Here is a 15,458-nt window from a genome sequence, read left to right as displayed (position 1 = left end):
CCTGACCGCTGAAGGACAGCCGTCACCCGCTGAAGGTCAACCGTCGCCCGCTGAGGGTCAGCCGTCCGCCCGAGCCGTCGCGAGCAGCTCCTCGGCGTGCGCCCTGGCCGTCTCGGAGTCCTCCTGGCCCGCGAGCATCCGGGACAGCTCCCGCACGCGCTCCTCGCCCTCCAGGACCGTGACGCCGGACCGTGTCACCGAGCCGTCGTTCGTCTTCTCGACGAGCAGCTGCCGGTCGGCGAAGGCCGCGACCTGCGGCAGGTGGGTGACGACCACGACCTGCGCGGTCTTGGCGAGTTTGGCGAGCCGCCGGCCGATCTCGACCGCCGCCTTGCCGCCGACACCCGCGTCGACCTCGTCGAAAAGGTACGTCGGCACCGGGTCGACCCCGGCGAACACGACCTCCACCGCGAGCATCACCCGGGACAGCTCACCACCGGACGCGCCCTTGGCGATCGGCCGCGGCGGGGCCCCGGGGTGCGGGGCGAGCAGCAGTTCGACCTCGTCGGCCCCGGAGGGGCTGTAGGCGACCCGGCGGCCGCCGACCTCGACGCCGTCGGGGTCCTCGGTCTGCCGGATGTCGAAGGACACCCGCGCGTGGGGCATGGCGAGCGAGGCGAGTTCGGCGGTGACCGCGTCGGCGAACCGGTCGGCGGCCTCCGTACGGGCGTCGGTGAGCCGCTGGGCGAGCACCGACAGTTCATCGCGCAGCCGGTCCCGCTCGGCGGTGAGTTCCTCGACGCGGTCGTCGTCGCCGTCCAGCTCGCCGAGCCGGTTCGCGCTCTCCTCCGCCCAGGCGAGGACGGCCGCGATGTCGGCGCCGTACTTCCGCGTCAGCTGCGTGAGCGCCGCCCGCCGCTCCTCGACGGCGGCGAGCCGCAGCGGGTCGGCGTCGAGGTCGTCGGCGTATCCGGCGAGTTCGGTGGCCACGTCGCCGAGGAGGATGGAGATCTCCCCCATCCGGTCGGCGAGCGCGGCGAGCGCCGGGTCGTGCGACCGTACGGCCTCCAGGGCCCGGCCGGCGCCCGCGACGAGGGTCGTGGCGTCGACGGACTCGGGGTCCTCGGGAACGCCCGCGAGCGCGGCGTGCGCGAGCGCGGCCGCGGAGGCGAGGGCCTCGGCGTGCCCGAGCCGCTCCGCCTCGGCGGCGAGTTCGGTGTCCTCCCCGGCTCGCGGGGAGACGGCCTCGATCTCACCGAGCCCGAACCGCAGCAGATCCGCCTCCTGGGCCCGCTCACGGGCCCGCGTGGTGATCTCGTCCAGTTCGCCGGTGACGGCGCGCAGCCGCCGGTACGCCTCGGCGTAGACGGCGAGCGGTACGGAGACGGCCTCGCCCGCGTACCGGTCGAGCGCCCCGCGCTGCCGGGCGGGCTTGAGCAGCCCCTGCTGGTCGGTCTGGCCGTGTACGGCGACGAGTTCGTCGGCGAGTTCGGCGAGCAGCCCCACGGGCACGGAGCGCCCGCCCAGGTGGGCCCGCGAGCGTCCCTCGGCGGAGACGGTACGGCTGACCAGCAGCACCCCGTCCTCCAGCTCCGCCCCGGCCTCCTCGGCGCGCAGGGCGGCGGGCGCGCCCGCGGGCACGCTGATCCGCCCCTCGACGACGGCCGAGGCCGCGCCGATCCGCACGAGGGCCGGGTCGGCCCGTCCACCGAGCAGCAGGCCCAGGCTGGTCACCACCATGGTCTTGCCCGCACCGGTCTCACCGGTCACCGCGGTGAAGCCGGGCGACAGCTCGACCACCGCGTCGTCGATGACCCCGAGCGACCGTATCCGCATCTCCTCCAGCACGCCCCAGACCATACGAGGTTTCCCTGGTGCGATGCGACATCACCCCCGGGCGTAACTCTCCGGCGCGCCGATCGTTCCGTGCCCCGGGGAGCCGGAGGTACGCCCCCGCGGCCGCCCCGAACGACGGGCCTCGGCCCGCCTCGCGCGCAGGTGCGTCAGCGTGCCCCGCCCCGCCACCCCGACACCGGGAGGGCGAACTTGGCGACGAGCCGGTCCGTGAAGGAGGCGTGGTGGAGCCGGGCGAGCCGGACCGGCACGGCACCCCGCCGCACCTCGACCCGCGCTCCCGCCGGGAGTTCCACGGTCCGCCGCCCGTCGCACCACAGAACCCCGTGCGGGGTGTGCGGCTCGACCTCGACGGCGAGCACGGACTCGGGGGTGGTGATCAGCGGCTTGGCGAAGAGGGCGTGGGCCCCGATCGGGACCATGAGCAGCGCCTCGACCTCGGGCCAGACGACCGGCCCGCCCGCCGAGAAGGCGTACGCGGTGGAGCCCGTCGGTGTCGCGCAGATCACCCCGTCGCAGCCGAAGCCGGTCACCGGGCGCCCGTCGATCGCGAGGACGACCTCCAGCATCCGTTCCGGGGACACCTTCTGCACGGCCGCCTCGTTGAGCGCCCAGTCGCGGTGCAGGACGTCGCCGTTCTCGTACACGACGACGTCGAGGGTCATCCGCTCCTCGACCTCGTACGCCTTCGTCACGACCCGGTCGACGACCTTGTCGAGGTCGTCGCGCTCGGCCTCCGCGAGGAAGCCGACCCGGCCGAGGTTGACGCCGAGCATGGGGACGCCGGAGGCGCGGGAGAACTCGGCGCCGCGCAGCAGGGTGCCGTCGCCGCCGAGGACGACGAGGAGTTCACAGCCGTCGAGCGCGTCGGAGCAGGCCTCCGGCACCCTCTCGACAGAGGGCGGCAGCGGCAGGTCCGCCGCCTCGGCCTCCAGGACACGGACGCCGATGCCGCAGCGCAGCAGCCCGAGGACGACCAGTTCGGCGCTGCGCACGGCGGCGGGCCTGCCGGTGTGTGCGAGCAGGAAGACGGTACGTGGTGCGGTCTCTGGTGCTGCTGCCGTTGAGCTCAACGAGGTCCTTCCGCCACGGCGCGGTCGACATCCGCCGGATCCAGCGCGGGCGCGCCTGCCCGCAGCCACAGAAAGTACTCGACGTTGCCGGAGGGACCGGGCAGCGGGCTCGCGGTGACGCCCAGGACACCGAGCCCCAGCTCGGCGGCCCGCCGTGCCACGTTCTTCACGGCGTCGGCGCGGAGTTCGGTGCTCCGGACGACTCCGCCCGTGCCGAGCCGCTCCTTACCCACCTCGAACTGCGGCTTCACCATGAGGACGAGGTCGGCGTCGGGCGCCGTGCAGGCCGCGAGGGCGGGCAGGACGAGGCCGAGGGGAATGAACGAGAGGTCACCGACGACGAGGTCGACGGGGACGCCGTCGATCGCTTCGAGTGTCAACTCGCGTACGTTCGTACGGTCCTTCACGGTGACCCGCTCGTCGCTCTGCAGCGACCAGGCGAGCTGCCCGTAGCCGACGTCGACGGCGACGACATGGGCGGCCCCGGCGCGCAGCAGCACGTCGGTGAAGCCGCCGGTGGAGGCTCCGGCGTCCAACGCCCGCCGGCCCTCGACCTTCAGCCCCAGCGGGACGAAGGCGGCGAAGGCCCCGGCGAGCTTGTGGCCGCCGCGCGAGACGTAGTCGGGATCGTCGTCGTCCTGGACGACGACAATGGCCGCGGCGGTCTCGACCTGGGTGGCGGGCTTGGTGGCGACGGTCTTGCCGACGGTCACCCGGCCCGCGGCGATCAGCTGGCTGGCGTGCTCGCGCGAGCGCGCGAGCTTGCGCCGGACCAGCTCGGCGTCGAGACGGCGGCGTGCCACTCCTGCCACGTTCGGTTCAGCTCCTGTTTTCGTACGGACGAGGGGCGGGGTGCGCGTCGAGCGAGGTCAGCTCGGCACGCAGTCCACGGTGTACATCCTCGTACACCTCCAGGTGTCCGTCCGCCGGGAGGTGGTCCACCTCGGCGAGACGCGCCAGGTGGACGTCGACGCCGGGGTGCCCGGTGAGCTCCCGCTCGACCCCGAGCGGCGAGGCTCCTGCGGGCTCGTGGGCAGCCTCCGGAGCCGCCGCGTCCACGGACTCCGGTACGGACCTCGCGCCCGCGGGCTCGGGCATCGCGTCGTTCATGCTCCCGACGCTACCGCGAACCCCTGGGGTACGGTCGACGGCGATGGCGACGATCACGGAGTGCCGCGACGCACTCGACACACTCTCGGACAACCTCGCGCGGGCGAACGGCGACGTGCGCGGCGCGGCCGCGCTCGACCGCACCCTGAGCTGCCACGTCACCGATCTGGACACCACGTTCACGGGCCGCCTCGCGGACGGCCGGATCGAGGTCGAGTCCACGGTGGCAGGCCCGCCGCCGGCCAAGGCGCAGATCCGGCTGGCGATGACGGGCGACGACCTGGTGTCGATGGTGGGCGGCGACCTGAACTTCGCGAAGGCCTGGGCCTCGGGCCGGGTCAGACTGGAGGCGGGCTTCCGCGACCTGCTGCGCCTCCGCTCCCTCCTCTAGCCCACTGGCTCACGCCTCCGGCTCACTTGCGCAGGACGGGCTCCGGCGAAGCCGTGGCGGGCCGCGGGACGCGGGCCTTGCGCCCGGCCGGGACGACCAACGGCGTCCCCGTCTCGGGGTCGTCGATGACCTGGCAGCGCAGCCCGAAGACCCGCTCGACCAGCTCGGCGGTCACGACCTCGGACGGCGGGCCCTCGGCGACCACCTCGCCGTCCCGGACGGCGATGAGATGGGTCGCGTACCGGGCCGCGTGGTTGAGGTCGTGGAGCACGGCGACGAGTGTCCGGCCCTGGGTCTCGTGCAGTTCGGCGCACAGGTCGAGGACGTCGATCTGGTGCTGGATGTCGAGGTACGTCGTCGGCTCGTCGAGCAGCAGCAGCGGGGTCTGCTGGGCGAGCGCCATGGCGATCCAGACGCGCTGGCGCTGACCGCCGGAGAGCTCGTCGACGTACCGCTCGGCCAGTTCGGCGACACCGGTCGCCTCCATGGACTCCCGGGTGATGCGCTCGTCCTCCGGGGACCACTGGCGCAGCAGCCCCTGGTGCGGGTAGCGACCACGGGCGACGAGGTCGGCGACGGTGATGCCGTCGGGTGCCACGGAGGTCTGGGGCAGCAGGCCGAGGGTCTTGGCGACCTTCTTGGCGGGCAGCGAGTGGATCGACTGCCCGTCGAGCAGGACCCGCCCCTGGCTGGGCTTCAGCATCCGGGAGAGGGCGCGGAGCAGGGTGGACTTGCCGCAGGCGTTCGGCCCGACGATGACGGTGAAGGAGTTGTCGGGGATCTCGACGGACAGATCGCGGGCGATGACCCGCTGCTCGTACGCCAGGGTGACCGATTCCGCGCTCAGCCGCTGCTGCCGACCATCCATGCCCGTACTCCCGTGCCCTCAACCCCAATGAAGTTAGGTTAGCCTACCCAATTTCAGAGCCCGAGCCGCGCCAGCGCCTTCCCCGCGTCCGGCACCCCGCCGCCCACGGCGTCGGCCGCCGACCAGGCGGCCCCGCACAGCGCCCGCACGGCGTCCATGAGGTCCATGGGATCCACCGCCCCGGCCACCGCCTCCACCGGCCCGTCGAGCACCAGCTCGCCCCCGCTCACCGAGGCCCGCACGCCCCCGCACACGAAGCTCCCGTCCGCCTCCGCGACGACCTCCGGCTGCCCCACGAGCAGCCCCCTCAGATCGGCGTCCACATACGTCGGCCGGTGCTCCGGCACCGCACGCAGCAGCTGCGCCACGTCCGTCACACCGGTCAGGACGAGCAGCGAGTCCACCCCGCCGTTGAACGCCCCCTCGATGTCCGTGTCCAGCCGGTCCCCCACCACCAGCGGCCGCCGCGCCCCCGTCCGCAGCACCGTCTCCCGGTGCATCGGCGGCAGCGGCTTCCCGGCGACCTTCGGTTCCACACGGCCGCCCGTGGCGATCCGTACGACCTCCACCGCCGCCCCGTTCCCCGGCCCGATGCCCCGCGCCCCGGGAATCGTCAGGTCGGTGTTCGAGGCGTACCAGGGAAGCCCCCTCGCCACCGCGTAGCTCGCCTCCGCGAACCGCCCCCACGGCATCTCGGGCCCGCCGTACCCCTGCACGACCGCCACCGGCCCGTCCTCGGCCGAGTCCACCGGCACCAGGCCGCGCTCGCGCAGCGCCACGCGCAGCCCCTCGCCGCCGATGACGAGCACCCGGGAGCCGGGCGGCACGTCGTCGGCGATCAGCCGGGCCACCGCCTGCGCCGAGGTGATCACGTCACCGGCCTCGGTAGGCACGCCGAGTTCCGTAAGATGCCCGGCCACCGCGTCGGGCGTCCGCAGCGCGTTGTTGGTGACGTACGCCAGGTGCATCCCGCCGGCCCGGGCGACCCCGAGCGCCTCGACGGCGTACGGAACGGCCTCCCCGCCCGCGTACACGACACCGTCCAGGTCGAGCAGCGCCGTGTCGTACGCCTCGCTCAGCGCCACCGCGCTGCCGCCCGGCCGATTCCTGCCGACGCCCTGCTGCCCCTGGCCGTTCCGCACCGTCACCGCACACTCCTCGCATCACCGGGTGATTCCCCCGCTCCCCCGATCATCGCTCATGGCCACCGCCCACATACGATGACGAGATGAACACCTCAGGTCACGCGGCCGATGACGTCCGCGACGACGCGGCGGGCCTGCGCCTGACGCCGTTCCGCGGGCTCCGATACGTCCCCGAACGGGTCGGCAGCCTCGCCGCCGTGACGTCTCCCCCCTACGACGTCGTCGTCCGACCTGACGGACTCCTCCATCTCGAGTCGGCCGACCCCCACAACATCGTCCGGCTGATCCTCCCCCAGGCGATCACCGCCGGCACCCGCCACCGCAAGGCCGCCGTCACCCTCGACCGCTGGCTCGCGGACGGCGTCCTCGCCCCGGACCCGGAGCCCGCGCTCTACGTGTACGAGCAGCACGGCGACGGCATCCTCCAGCGCGGCATCATCGGGGCCCTGGAGCTCTCCACCCCGGCCGAGGGGGTCGTCCTCCCCCACGAGGACGTCATGCCGCACGTGGTCGAGGACCGCGCCGCCCTGATGCGGACCACCGCGGCCAATCTGGAGCCCCTGCTCCTCACGTACGTCGGCGACGGCGACGGCGCGGGCGAGGTCGTCGAACGCACGGTCCAGCGCCCCCCGTTGCTCGCCACCACCACGGAGGACGGCTTCCGCCACCGCCTCTGGTCGGTGACCGACCCGGCCGAGCAGGCCGCCGTCGCCGCCGAGCTCGGCCGCCACCAGGCCCTCATCGCCGACGGCCACCACCGCTGGGCCACCTACCTCCGCCTCCGCGAGGAGCACCCCTCTCCGGGCCCCTGGAACTACGGCCTGGTCCTCCTCATCGACACCGCCCGCTACCCCCTGCGGGTCCGCGCGATCCATCGTCTCCTCAACCGCCTGCCGGTCGCCGACGCCCTCGCGGCCCTGGACGGCTCGTTCCGGGTCCGCCGCGTCGAGCGCCCCCTGGCGACGGCCCTGGAGGCCCTCGCGGAGGCCACGACCGAAGGCAACGCCTTCCTCCTGGCCGGAGACGGCGGCTTCCATCTCGTCGACCGCCCGGACCCCGCCCTCCTCGACCGTACGATCCGCACGGACCGCCCCGAGGCCTGGCGCACCCTGGACGCGACGGTCCTGCACTCCACCCTCCTGGAGCACGTCTGGCACATCCCGGACGCCCCCGAGGACATCGCCTACATCCACGACACTGCGGCCGCGGTCGAGCAGGCGGAACGCCGCGGCGGTACGGCGGTCCTCATGCACCCGGTACGCGAGGAGGTCGTACGGGACCTGGCCCGCCAGGGCGTCACGATGCCCCGCAAGTCGACCTCCTTCGGCCCGAAGCCGGCGACGGGCCTGGTCCTGAGAAGCCTGGCGCTGGACTGAGAGCACCCCGGAAACAGCACCCCGGAAACGCAGAAGGGCGGCACCCTGTGGGTGCCGCCCTTCTCACATGTCAACCGAGTCAGCTCTTGTCGCCGACGCTGTCGTCACTGTCGTCCTCGTCGAAGTCGTCGTCCTCGTCGTCGAGATCGACATCACGATCGACATCGGCATCGACGTCGACGATGTCGTCCGACTCCGCCTCCGGCTCGTCCTCGTCCTCGTCGAACGCGTCGACGAACTCGACACCGTCCATCTCGGCCAGCCGGTCCGAGGCGTCCGTGGCCCCGTCCTTGTCGGACTCCAGAGCCTTGGCGAACCACTCGCGCGCCTCGCGCTCACGGCCGGCGGCGAGCAGCGCGTCGGCGTACGCGTACCGCAGTCGCGCGGTCCACGGGTGAACGGCGCTGGAAGCGAGCTCGGGGCTCTGCAGCGTCACGATGGCCGCGTCGAGCTGACCCAGGTCGCGGCGGGCGCCGGCGGCCACGAGCCGCATCTCGACCTGTCCGGCCTTGTCCAGCTTCTGCACCTCGGGCTCACCGGCCATCGCGAGCGCACGCTCGGGACGGTTGAGACCGCGCTCGCAGTCGGCCATGACGGGCCACAGCTCGACGCCACCGCTCATCCGGCGGGCGGCACGGAACTCGGCCAGCGCCTCGGAGTACTTCTGCGTCGCGTACGCGGCGAAGCCGGCGGCCTCGCGCACGGCGGCGACACGTGAGGCGAGCCGCAGAGCGACCCGCGAGTACTCGTAGGCCTTCTCCGGGTCCTCGTCGATCAGCTGAGCGATCATGACGAGGTTGCGCGAGACGTCCTCGGCGAGCCCCTTGGGCAGGCTCATGAGCTCCTGACGCACGTCCGGGTCGATCTCCTCACCGGTGACCTCCGGCGGGATCGGCAGACGCTTGATGGGCGCACGGTCGCTCCGCTCGCGGTCGTCACGACGCCCGCCGTACGACCCACCCCGGTCGTCCCGACCCCGGAACCCGCCACGGCTGTCGCCCCCGCGGTCGTCCCGACGGAAGCCACCGCCACGGTCGTCCCGGCGGAAACCGCCGCCACCGCGGTTGTCGTCCCGACGGAACGACGAGGGACGCTCGTCCCGACGGTCGTCACGACGGAAGCCACCGCCGCCACCGCCACGGTTGTCGCCACCGCGGTCGTCACGCTGCGGGTACGAGGGCCGGTCATCACGACGGAACGACGAAGGACGCTCGTCACGACGGTCGTCACGGCGGAAGCCACCGCCGCCACCGCCGCGGTTGTCGCCACCGCGGTCGTCACGCTGCGGGTACGACGGCCGGTCGTCCCGACGGAACGACGAGGGACGCTCGTCACGACGGTCGTCACGACGGAAGCCACCGCCGCCACCGCCACGGTTGTCGCCACCACGGTCGTCACGACGGAAGCCGCCACCACCACCGCGGTTGTCACCACCACGGTCATCGCGACGGAACCCACCGCCGCCACCGCGGTTGTCACCACCACGGTTGTCGTCGCGACGGAAGCCACCGCCACGGTTGTCGCCGCCACGGTCGTCACGGCGGAAGCCACCGCCGCCACCACCGCGGTTGTCGCCACCACGGTCGTCACGCTGCGGGTACGACGGCCGGTCATCACGACGGAACGACGAGGGACGCTCGTCACGACGGTCGTCACGACGGAAGCCACCGCCGCCACCGCCACGGTTGTCGCCACCACGGTCGTCACGACGGAAGCCGCCACCACCACCGCGGTTGTCACCACCACGGTTGTCGTCGCGACGGAACCCGCCGCCACCACGGTTGTCACCACCACGGTTGTCGTCGCGACGGAAACCGCCACCGCGGTTGTCGCCACCGCGGTCGTCACGCGGGAACGAAGGCCGGTCATCACGACGGAACGACGAGGGACGGTCGTCACGACGGAAGCCACCGCCGCCACCGCCACGGTTGTCGCCACCACGGTCATCGCGACGGAAGCCGCCACCACCGCGGTTGTCACCACCGCGATCGTCACGACGGAACCCACCGCCGCCACCACGGTTGTCACCACCACGGTTGTCGTCGCGACGGAAACCACCGCCGCGATTGTCGCCGCCACGGTCGTCACGGCGGAAACCGCCGCCACCACCGCGGTTGTCACCACCACGGTTGTCGTCGCGACGGAAGCCACCCCCACGGTTGTCGCCACCGCGGTTGTCGTCACGGCGCGGACCACGGAAGCCGCCCCGGTCACCGCCGGCGCCGGCACCGTCCCTGCGACGCGGCTCGCGCTCCGGACGGTCGTCGGGAGAGTTGGTGGACATCGACGTGACTCCTGTCTTCGGGTACTGCAGTCATTCTCGCGCAGCCGGCACTCGGCCGCGCATCGGAAAAGGTCAAGCAAAAAACAAAAGGACCCCTGGTCCCAGCGTGAACGCTGGGACCAGGGGTCCTGAAGAATTGTTCGGCGGCGTCCTACTCTCCCACAGGGTCCCCCCTGCAGTACCATCGGCGCTGAAAGGCTTAGCTTCCGGGTTCGGAATGTAACCGGGCGTTTCCCTAACGCTATGACCACCGAAACCCTATCGGTTTCGAGCGAACAAGCACACTCTGTAGTTATGTTCTAGCTCTAGAAACCAGCAACCGTTCGTTGCTTCAGAACTAACACAGTGGACGCGAGCAACTGAGGACAAGCCCTCGGCCTATTAGTACCGGTCAGCTCCACCCATTACTGGGCTTCCACATCCGGCCTATCAACCCAGTCGTCTACTGGGAGCCTTACCCTCTCAAGGAGGTGGGAATACTCATCTCGAAGCAGGCTTCCCGCTTAGATGCTTTCAGCGGTTATCCCTCCCGAACGTAGCCAACCAGCCATGCCCTTGGCAGGACAACTGGCACACCAGAGGTTCGTCCGTCCCGGTCCTCTCGTACTAGGGACAGCCCTTCTCAATATTCCTGCGCGCGCAGCGGATAGGGACCGAACTGTCTCACGACGTTCTAAACCCAGCTCGCGTACCGCTTTAATGGGCGAACAGCCCAACCCTTGGGACCGACTCCAGCCCCAGGATGCGACGAGCCGACATCGAGGTGCCAAACCATCCCGTCGATATGGACTCTTGGGGAAGATCAGCCTGTTATCCCCGGGGTACCTTTTATCCGTTGAGCGACGGCGCTTCCACAAGCCACCGCCGGATCACTAGTCCCGACTTTCGTCCCTGCTCGACCCGTCGGTCTCACAGTCAAGCTCCCTTGTGCACTTACACTCAACACCTGATTGCCAACCAGGCTGAGGGAACCTTTGGGCGCCTCCGTTACCCTTTGGGAGGCAACCGCCCCAGTTAAACTACCCATCAGACACTGTCCCTGATCCGGATCACGGACCGAGGTTAGACATCCAGCACGACCAGAGTGGTATTTCAACGGCGACTCCACCATGACTGGCGTCACGGCTTCAAAGTCTCCCACCTATCCTACACAAGCCGAACCGAACACCAATATCAAACTGTAGTAAAGGTCCCGGGGTCTTTCCGTCCTGCTGCGCGAAACGAGCATCTTTACTCGTAGTGCAATTTCACCGGGCCTATGGTTGAGACAGTCGAGAAGTCGTTACGCCATTCGTGCAGGTCGGAACTTACCCGACAAGGAATTTCGCTACCTTAGGATGGTTATAGTTACCACCGCCGTTTACTGGCGCTTAAGTTCTCAGCTTCGCCCTGTCGAAACAGAGCTAACCGGTCCCCTTAACGTTCCAGCACCGGGCAGGCGTCAGTCCGTATACATCGCCTTACGGCTTCGCACGGACCTGTGTTTTTAGTAAACAGTCGCTTCTCGCTGGTCTCTGCGGCCACCCCCAGCTCACGGAGTAAATCCGATCACCAGACGTGGCCCCCCTTCTCCCGAAGTTACGGGGGCATTTTGCCGAGTTCCTTAACCATAGTTCACCCGAACGCCTCGGTATTCTCTACCTGACCACCTGAGTCGGTTTAGGGTACGGGCCGCCATGAAACTCGCTAGAGGCTTTTCTCGACAGCATAGGATCATCCACTTCACCACAATCGGCTCGGCATCAGGTCTCAGGCTATGTGCTGTCCGGATTTACCTGGACAACGCCCTACACCCTTACCCCGGGACTACCACCGCCCGGGTTGGACTACCTTCCTGCGTCACCCCATCGCTTACCTACTACCACCTTGGGTCAGCGGCTCCACCACTTTCCTTTCCCCGAAGGGTCCGGAACGGCTTCACGGCCTTAGCATTAATGGGCTCGATATTGGGCGTTTCAAAGCGGGTACCGGAATATCAACCGGTTGTCCATCGACTACGCCTGTCGGCCTCGCCTTAGGTCCCGACTTACCCTGGGCAGATCAGCTTGACCCAGGAACCCTTAGTCAATCGGCGCACACGTTTCTCACGTGTGTATCGCTACTCATGCCTGCATTCTCACTCGTGAACCGTCCACAACTCGCTTCCGCGGCTGCTTCACCCGGCACACGACGCTCCCCTACCCATCACAGCGGGCGTTGGCCCTATTGCTGCAATGACACGACTTCGGCGGTACGCTTGAGCCCCGCTACATTGTCGGCGCGGAATCACTTGACCAGTGAGCTATTACGCACTCTTTCAAGGGTGGCTGCTTCTAAGCCAACCTCCTGGTTGTCTCTGCGACTCCACATCCTTTCCCACTTAGCGTACGCTTAGGGGCCTTAGTCGATGCTCTGGGCTGTTTCCCTCTCGACCATGGAGCTTATCCCCCACAGTCTCACTGCCGTGCTCTCACTTACCGGCATTCGGAGTTTGGCTAAGGTCAGTAACCCGGTAGGGCCCATCGCCTATCCAGTGCTCTACCTCCGGCAAGAAACACACGACGCTGCACCTAAATGCATTTCGGGGAGAACCAGCTATCACGGAGTTTGATTGGCCTTTCACCCCTAACCACAGGTCATCCCCCAGGTTTTCAACCCTGGTGGGTTCGGTCCTCCACGAAGTCTTACCTCCGCTTCAACCTGCCCATGGCTAGATCACTCCGCTTCGGGTCTTGAGCGCGCTACTGAATCGCCCTATTCGGACTCGCTTTCGCTACGGCTTCCCCACACGGGTTAACCTCGCAACGCACCGCAAACTCGCAGGCTCATTCTTCAAAAGGCACGCAGTCACGACCCATTGAGTAAACTCAATGAGCGACGCTCCCACGGCTTGTAGGCACACGGTTTCAGGTACTATTTCACTCCGCTCCCGCGGTACTTTTCACCATTCCCTCACGGTACTATCCGCTATCGGTCACCAGGGAATATTTAGGCTTAGCGGGTGGTCCCGCCAGATTCACACGGGATTTCTCGGGCCCCGTGCTACTTGGGTGTCTCTCAAACGAGCCGTTAATGTTTCAGCTACGGGGGTCTTACCCTCTACGCCGGACCTTTCGCATGTCCTTCGCCTACATCAACGGTTTCTGACTCGTCTCACAGCCGGCAGACTGTGAAAGAGAGATCCCACAACCCCGCATGCGCAACCCCTGCCGGGTATCACACGCATACGGTTTGGCCTCATCCGGTTTCGCTCGCCACTACTCCCGGAATCACGGTTGTTTTCTCTTCCTGAGGGTACTGAGATGTTTCACTTCCCCTCGTTCCCTCCACATGCCCTATGTGTTCAGGCATGGGTGACAGCCCATGACGACTGCCGGGTTTCCCCATTCGGAAACCCCCGGATCAAAGCCTGGTTGACGGCTCCCCGGGGACTATCGTGGCCTCCCACGTCCTTCATCGGTTCCTGGTGCCAAGGCATCCACCGTGCGCCCTTAAAAACTTGGCCACAGATGCTCGCGTCCACTGTGTAGTTCTCAAGCAACGACCAGCCACCCATCACCCCACCCGACAAGCAGATGAGTTCACTGGGGCCGGCATCGCGAAGATACAAACCTTACGGCCGTACCCTCAGATACCCAACAACGTGCCAAGCACAGTCCGTTCCTCGAAGCTCGTTTTCCACGCCGAAGCAGTACTAACGATTTCTCGGAGAGAGACTGTGCCAACTAATCAACGTTCCACCCATGAGCTGACCGTGCAGAACATTTGCCTGCAATCGGTGCTGTGCTCCTTAGAAAGGAGGTGATCCAGCCGCACCTTCCGGTACGGCTACCTTGTTACGACTTCGTCCCAATCGCCAGTCCCACCTTCGACAGCTCCCTCCCACAAGGGGTTGGGCCACCGGCTTCGGGTGTTACCGACTTTCGTGACGTGACGGGCGGTGTGTACAAGGCCCGGGAACGTATTCACCGCAGCAATGCTGATCTGCGATTACTAGCAACTCCGACTTCATGGGGTCGAGTTGCAGACCCCAATCCGAACTGAGACCGGCTTTTTGAGATTCGCTCCGCCTCGCGGCATCGCAGCTCTTTGTACCGGCCATTGTAGCACGTGTGCAGCCCAAGACATAAGGGGCATGATGACTTGACGTCGTCCCCACCTTCCTCCGAGTTGACCCCGGCGGTCTCCTGTGAGTCCCCATCACCCCGAAGGGCATGCTGGCAACACAGGACAAGGGTTGCGCTCGTTGCGGGACTTAACCCAACATCTCACGACACGAGCTGACGACAGCCATGCACCACCTGTATACCGACCACAAGGGGGGCACTATCTCTAATGCTTTCCGGTATATGTCAAGCCTTGGTAAGGTTCTTCGCGTTGCGTCGAATTAAGCCACATGCTCCGCTGCTTGTGCGGGCCCCCGTCAATTCCTTTGAGTTTTAGCCTTGCGGCCGTACTCCCCAGGCGGGGAACTTAATGCGTTAGCTGCGGCACCGACGACGTGGAATGTCGCCAACACCTAGTTCCCAACGTTTACGGCGTGGACTACCAGGGTATCTAATCCTGTTCGCTCCCCACGCTTTCGCTCCTCAGCGTCAGTAATGGCCCAGAGATCCGCCTTCGCCACCGGTGTTCCTCCTGATATCTGCGCATTTCACCGCTACACCAGGAATTCCGATCTCCCCTACCACACTCTAGCCTGCCCGTATCGGATGCAGACCCGGGGTTAAGCCCCGGGCTTTCACACCCGACGTGACAAGCCGCCTACGAGCTCTTTACGCCCAATAATTCCGGACAACGCTTGCGCCCTACGTATTACCGCGGCTGCTGGCACGTAGTTAGCCGGCGCTTCTTCTGCAGGTACCGTCACTTTCGCTTCTTCCCTGCTGAAAGAGGTTTACAACCCGAAGGCCGTCATCCCTCACGCGGCGTCGCTGCATCAGGCTTTCGCCCATTGTGCAATATTCCCCACTGCTGCCTCCCGTAGGAGTCTGGGCCGTGTCTCAGTCCCAGTGTGGCCGGTCGCCCTCTCAGGCCGGCTACCCGTCGTCGCCTTGGTAGGCCATTACCCCACCAACAAGCTGATAGGCCGCGGGCTCATCCTTCACCGCCGGAGCTTTCAACCAGCTCCCATGCGGAAGCCGGTGTTATCCGGTATTAGACCCCGTTTCCAGGGCTTGTCCCAGAGTGAAGGGCAGATTGCCCACGTGTTACTCACCCGTTCGCCACTAATCCACCCCGAAGGGCTTCATCGTTCGACTTGCATGTGTTAAGCACGCCGCCAGCGTTCGTCCTGAGCCAGGATCAAACTCTCCGTGAATGTTTTCCCGACTGTGCTTACTAGAAGCGCGGGTGACACTCGCGTTGAGCGGGACAGTCAGGCCGGAATAAGGCCGACTGTCCACAGCGTCCTCGCTGTGTATGTTGCCTACCCGCCA

9 protein-coding genes, 3 rRNA genes and 1 pseudogene are annotated in these 15,458 nt (G+C 67.6%); 2 read left to right on the top strand and 11 right to left on the bottom strand.

Annotation, left to right across the window (positions count from 1 at the left end; translation table 11 throughout):
• Positions 1 to 57: 57 nt before the first annotated feature.
• The 4 genes from recN to OG259_RS31835 all read right to left on the bottom strand — a co-directional run bounded on the left by recN (position 58) and on the right by OG259_RS31835 (position 3,977).
• Positions 58 to 1,800 carry a DNA repair protein RecN gene (gene recN, locus OG259_RS31850; RefSeq protein ID WP_328945389.1) on the bottom strand — a complete coding sequence of 581 codons (1,743 nt, stop codon included), beginning with the start codon at positions 1,798 to 1,800 and terminating at the stop codon, positions 58 to 60.
• Between the two features lie 143 nt (positions 1,801 to 1,943).
• On the bottom strand, positions 1,944 to 2,867 hold the full coding sequence (locus tag OG259_RS31845; RefSeq protein WP_266890299.1) for an NAD kinase: 924 nt from the start codon (positions 2,865 to 2,867) through the stop codon (positions 1,944 to 1,946).
• Entirely contained in the window at positions 2,864 to 3,679 is an 816-nt protein-coding gene (locus OG259_RS31840; RefSeq protein WP_266890301.1) for a TlyA family RNA methyltransferase, read from the bottom strand. The genes OG259_RS31845 and OG259_RS31840 overlap by 4 nt, the downstream gene beginning before the upstream one ends.
• A 7-nt stretch (positions 3,680 to 3,686) precedes the next feature.
• Complete coding sequence (locus tag OG259_RS31835) at positions 3,687 to 3,977, bottom strand: hypothetical protein (RefSeq protein ID WP_328945388.1); 291 nt, start codon at positions 3,975 to 3,977, stop codon at positions 3,687 to 3,689.
• A gap of 43 nt (positions 3,978 to 4,020) precedes the next feature.
• Here OG259_RS31835 and OG259_RS31830 point away from each other — a divergent pair, with 43 nt between their 5' ends.
• Complete coding sequence (locus OG259_RS31830) at positions 4,021 to 4,368, top strand: SCP2 sterol-binding domain-containing protein (RefSeq protein WP_328945387.1); 348 nt, start codon at positions 4,021 to 4,023, stop codon at positions 4,366 to 4,368.
• 22 nt (positions 4,369 to 4,390) lie between these two features.
• Here OG259_RS31830 and OG259_RS31825 read toward each other — a convergent pair whose 3' ends face one another.
• Together OG259_RS31825 and OG259_RS31820 are read right to left on the bottom strand one after the other, a co-directional pair.
• A complete protein-coding gene (locus OG259_RS31825) occupies positions 4,391 to 5,236 on the bottom strand; it encodes an ABC transporter ATP-binding protein (protein WP_328945386.1) in 846 nt (281 codons plus the stop codon).
• Positions 5,237 to 5,289: 53 nt separating this feature from the next.
• Positions 5,290 to 6,384: an HAD hydrolase-like protein gene (locus OG259_RS31820; RefSeq protein WP_443052053.1), complete on the bottom strand. Its 1,095-nt coding sequence runs from the start codon at positions 6,382 to 6,384 to the stop codon at positions 5,290 to 5,292.
• Positions 6,385 to 6,464: 80 nt separating this feature from the next.
• On the opposite strand from OG259_RS31820, the gene OG259_RS31815 reads away from it, so the two are divergent.
• Complete coding sequence (locus OG259_RS31815; protein ID WP_328945385.1) at positions 6,465 to 7,757, top strand: DUF1015 domain-containing protein; 1,293 nt, start codon at positions 6,465 to 6,467, stop codon at positions 7,755 to 7,757.
• Between the two features lie 79 nt (positions 7,758 to 7,836).
• Here OG259_RS31815 and OG259_RS31810 read toward each other — a convergent pair whose 3' ends face one another.
• The 5 genes and pseudogenes from OG259_RS31810 to OG259_RS31790 form a co-directional block, all read right to left on the bottom strand.
• Positions 7,837 to 8,655 (bottom strand): hypothetical protein, encoded by an 819-nt coding sequence (locus tag OG259_RS31810; protein WP_443052151.1) that lies wholly within the window; start codon positions 8,653 to 8,655, stop codon positions 7,837 to 7,839.
• A gap of 9 nt (positions 8,656 to 8,664) precedes the next feature.
• Positions 8,665 to 10,041, bottom strand: a pseudogene (locus tag OG259_RS41815) (hypothetical protein); the annotation flags it as partial.
• 138 nt (positions 10,042 to 10,179) lie between these two features.
• Positions 10,180 to 10,296 (bottom strand): 5S ribosomal RNA (gene rrf / locus OG259_RS31800).
• A 106-nt stretch (positions 10,297 to 10,402) separates the two neighbouring features.
• Positions 10,403 to 13,525: ribosomal RNA gene (locus tag OG259_RS31795) — 23S ribosomal RNA — on the bottom strand.
• Between the two features lie 289 nt (positions 13,526 to 13,814).
• A 16S ribosomal RNA gene (locus OG259_RS31790) occupies positions 13,815 to 15,340 on the bottom strand.
• The 16S, 23S and 5S rRNA genes sit together here, the layout of an rRNA operon.
• Positions 15,341 to 15,458 lie beyond the last annotated feature (118 nt).

It is taken from the genome of Streptomyces sp. NBC_00250, from assembly GCF_036192275.1.
In the GTDB taxonomy this organism is placed as follows: domain Bacteria; phylum Actinomycetota; class Actinomycetes; order Streptomycetales; family Streptomycetaceae; genus Streptomyces.
This window is presented reverse-complemented; position numbering and strand designations above follow the sequence as displayed.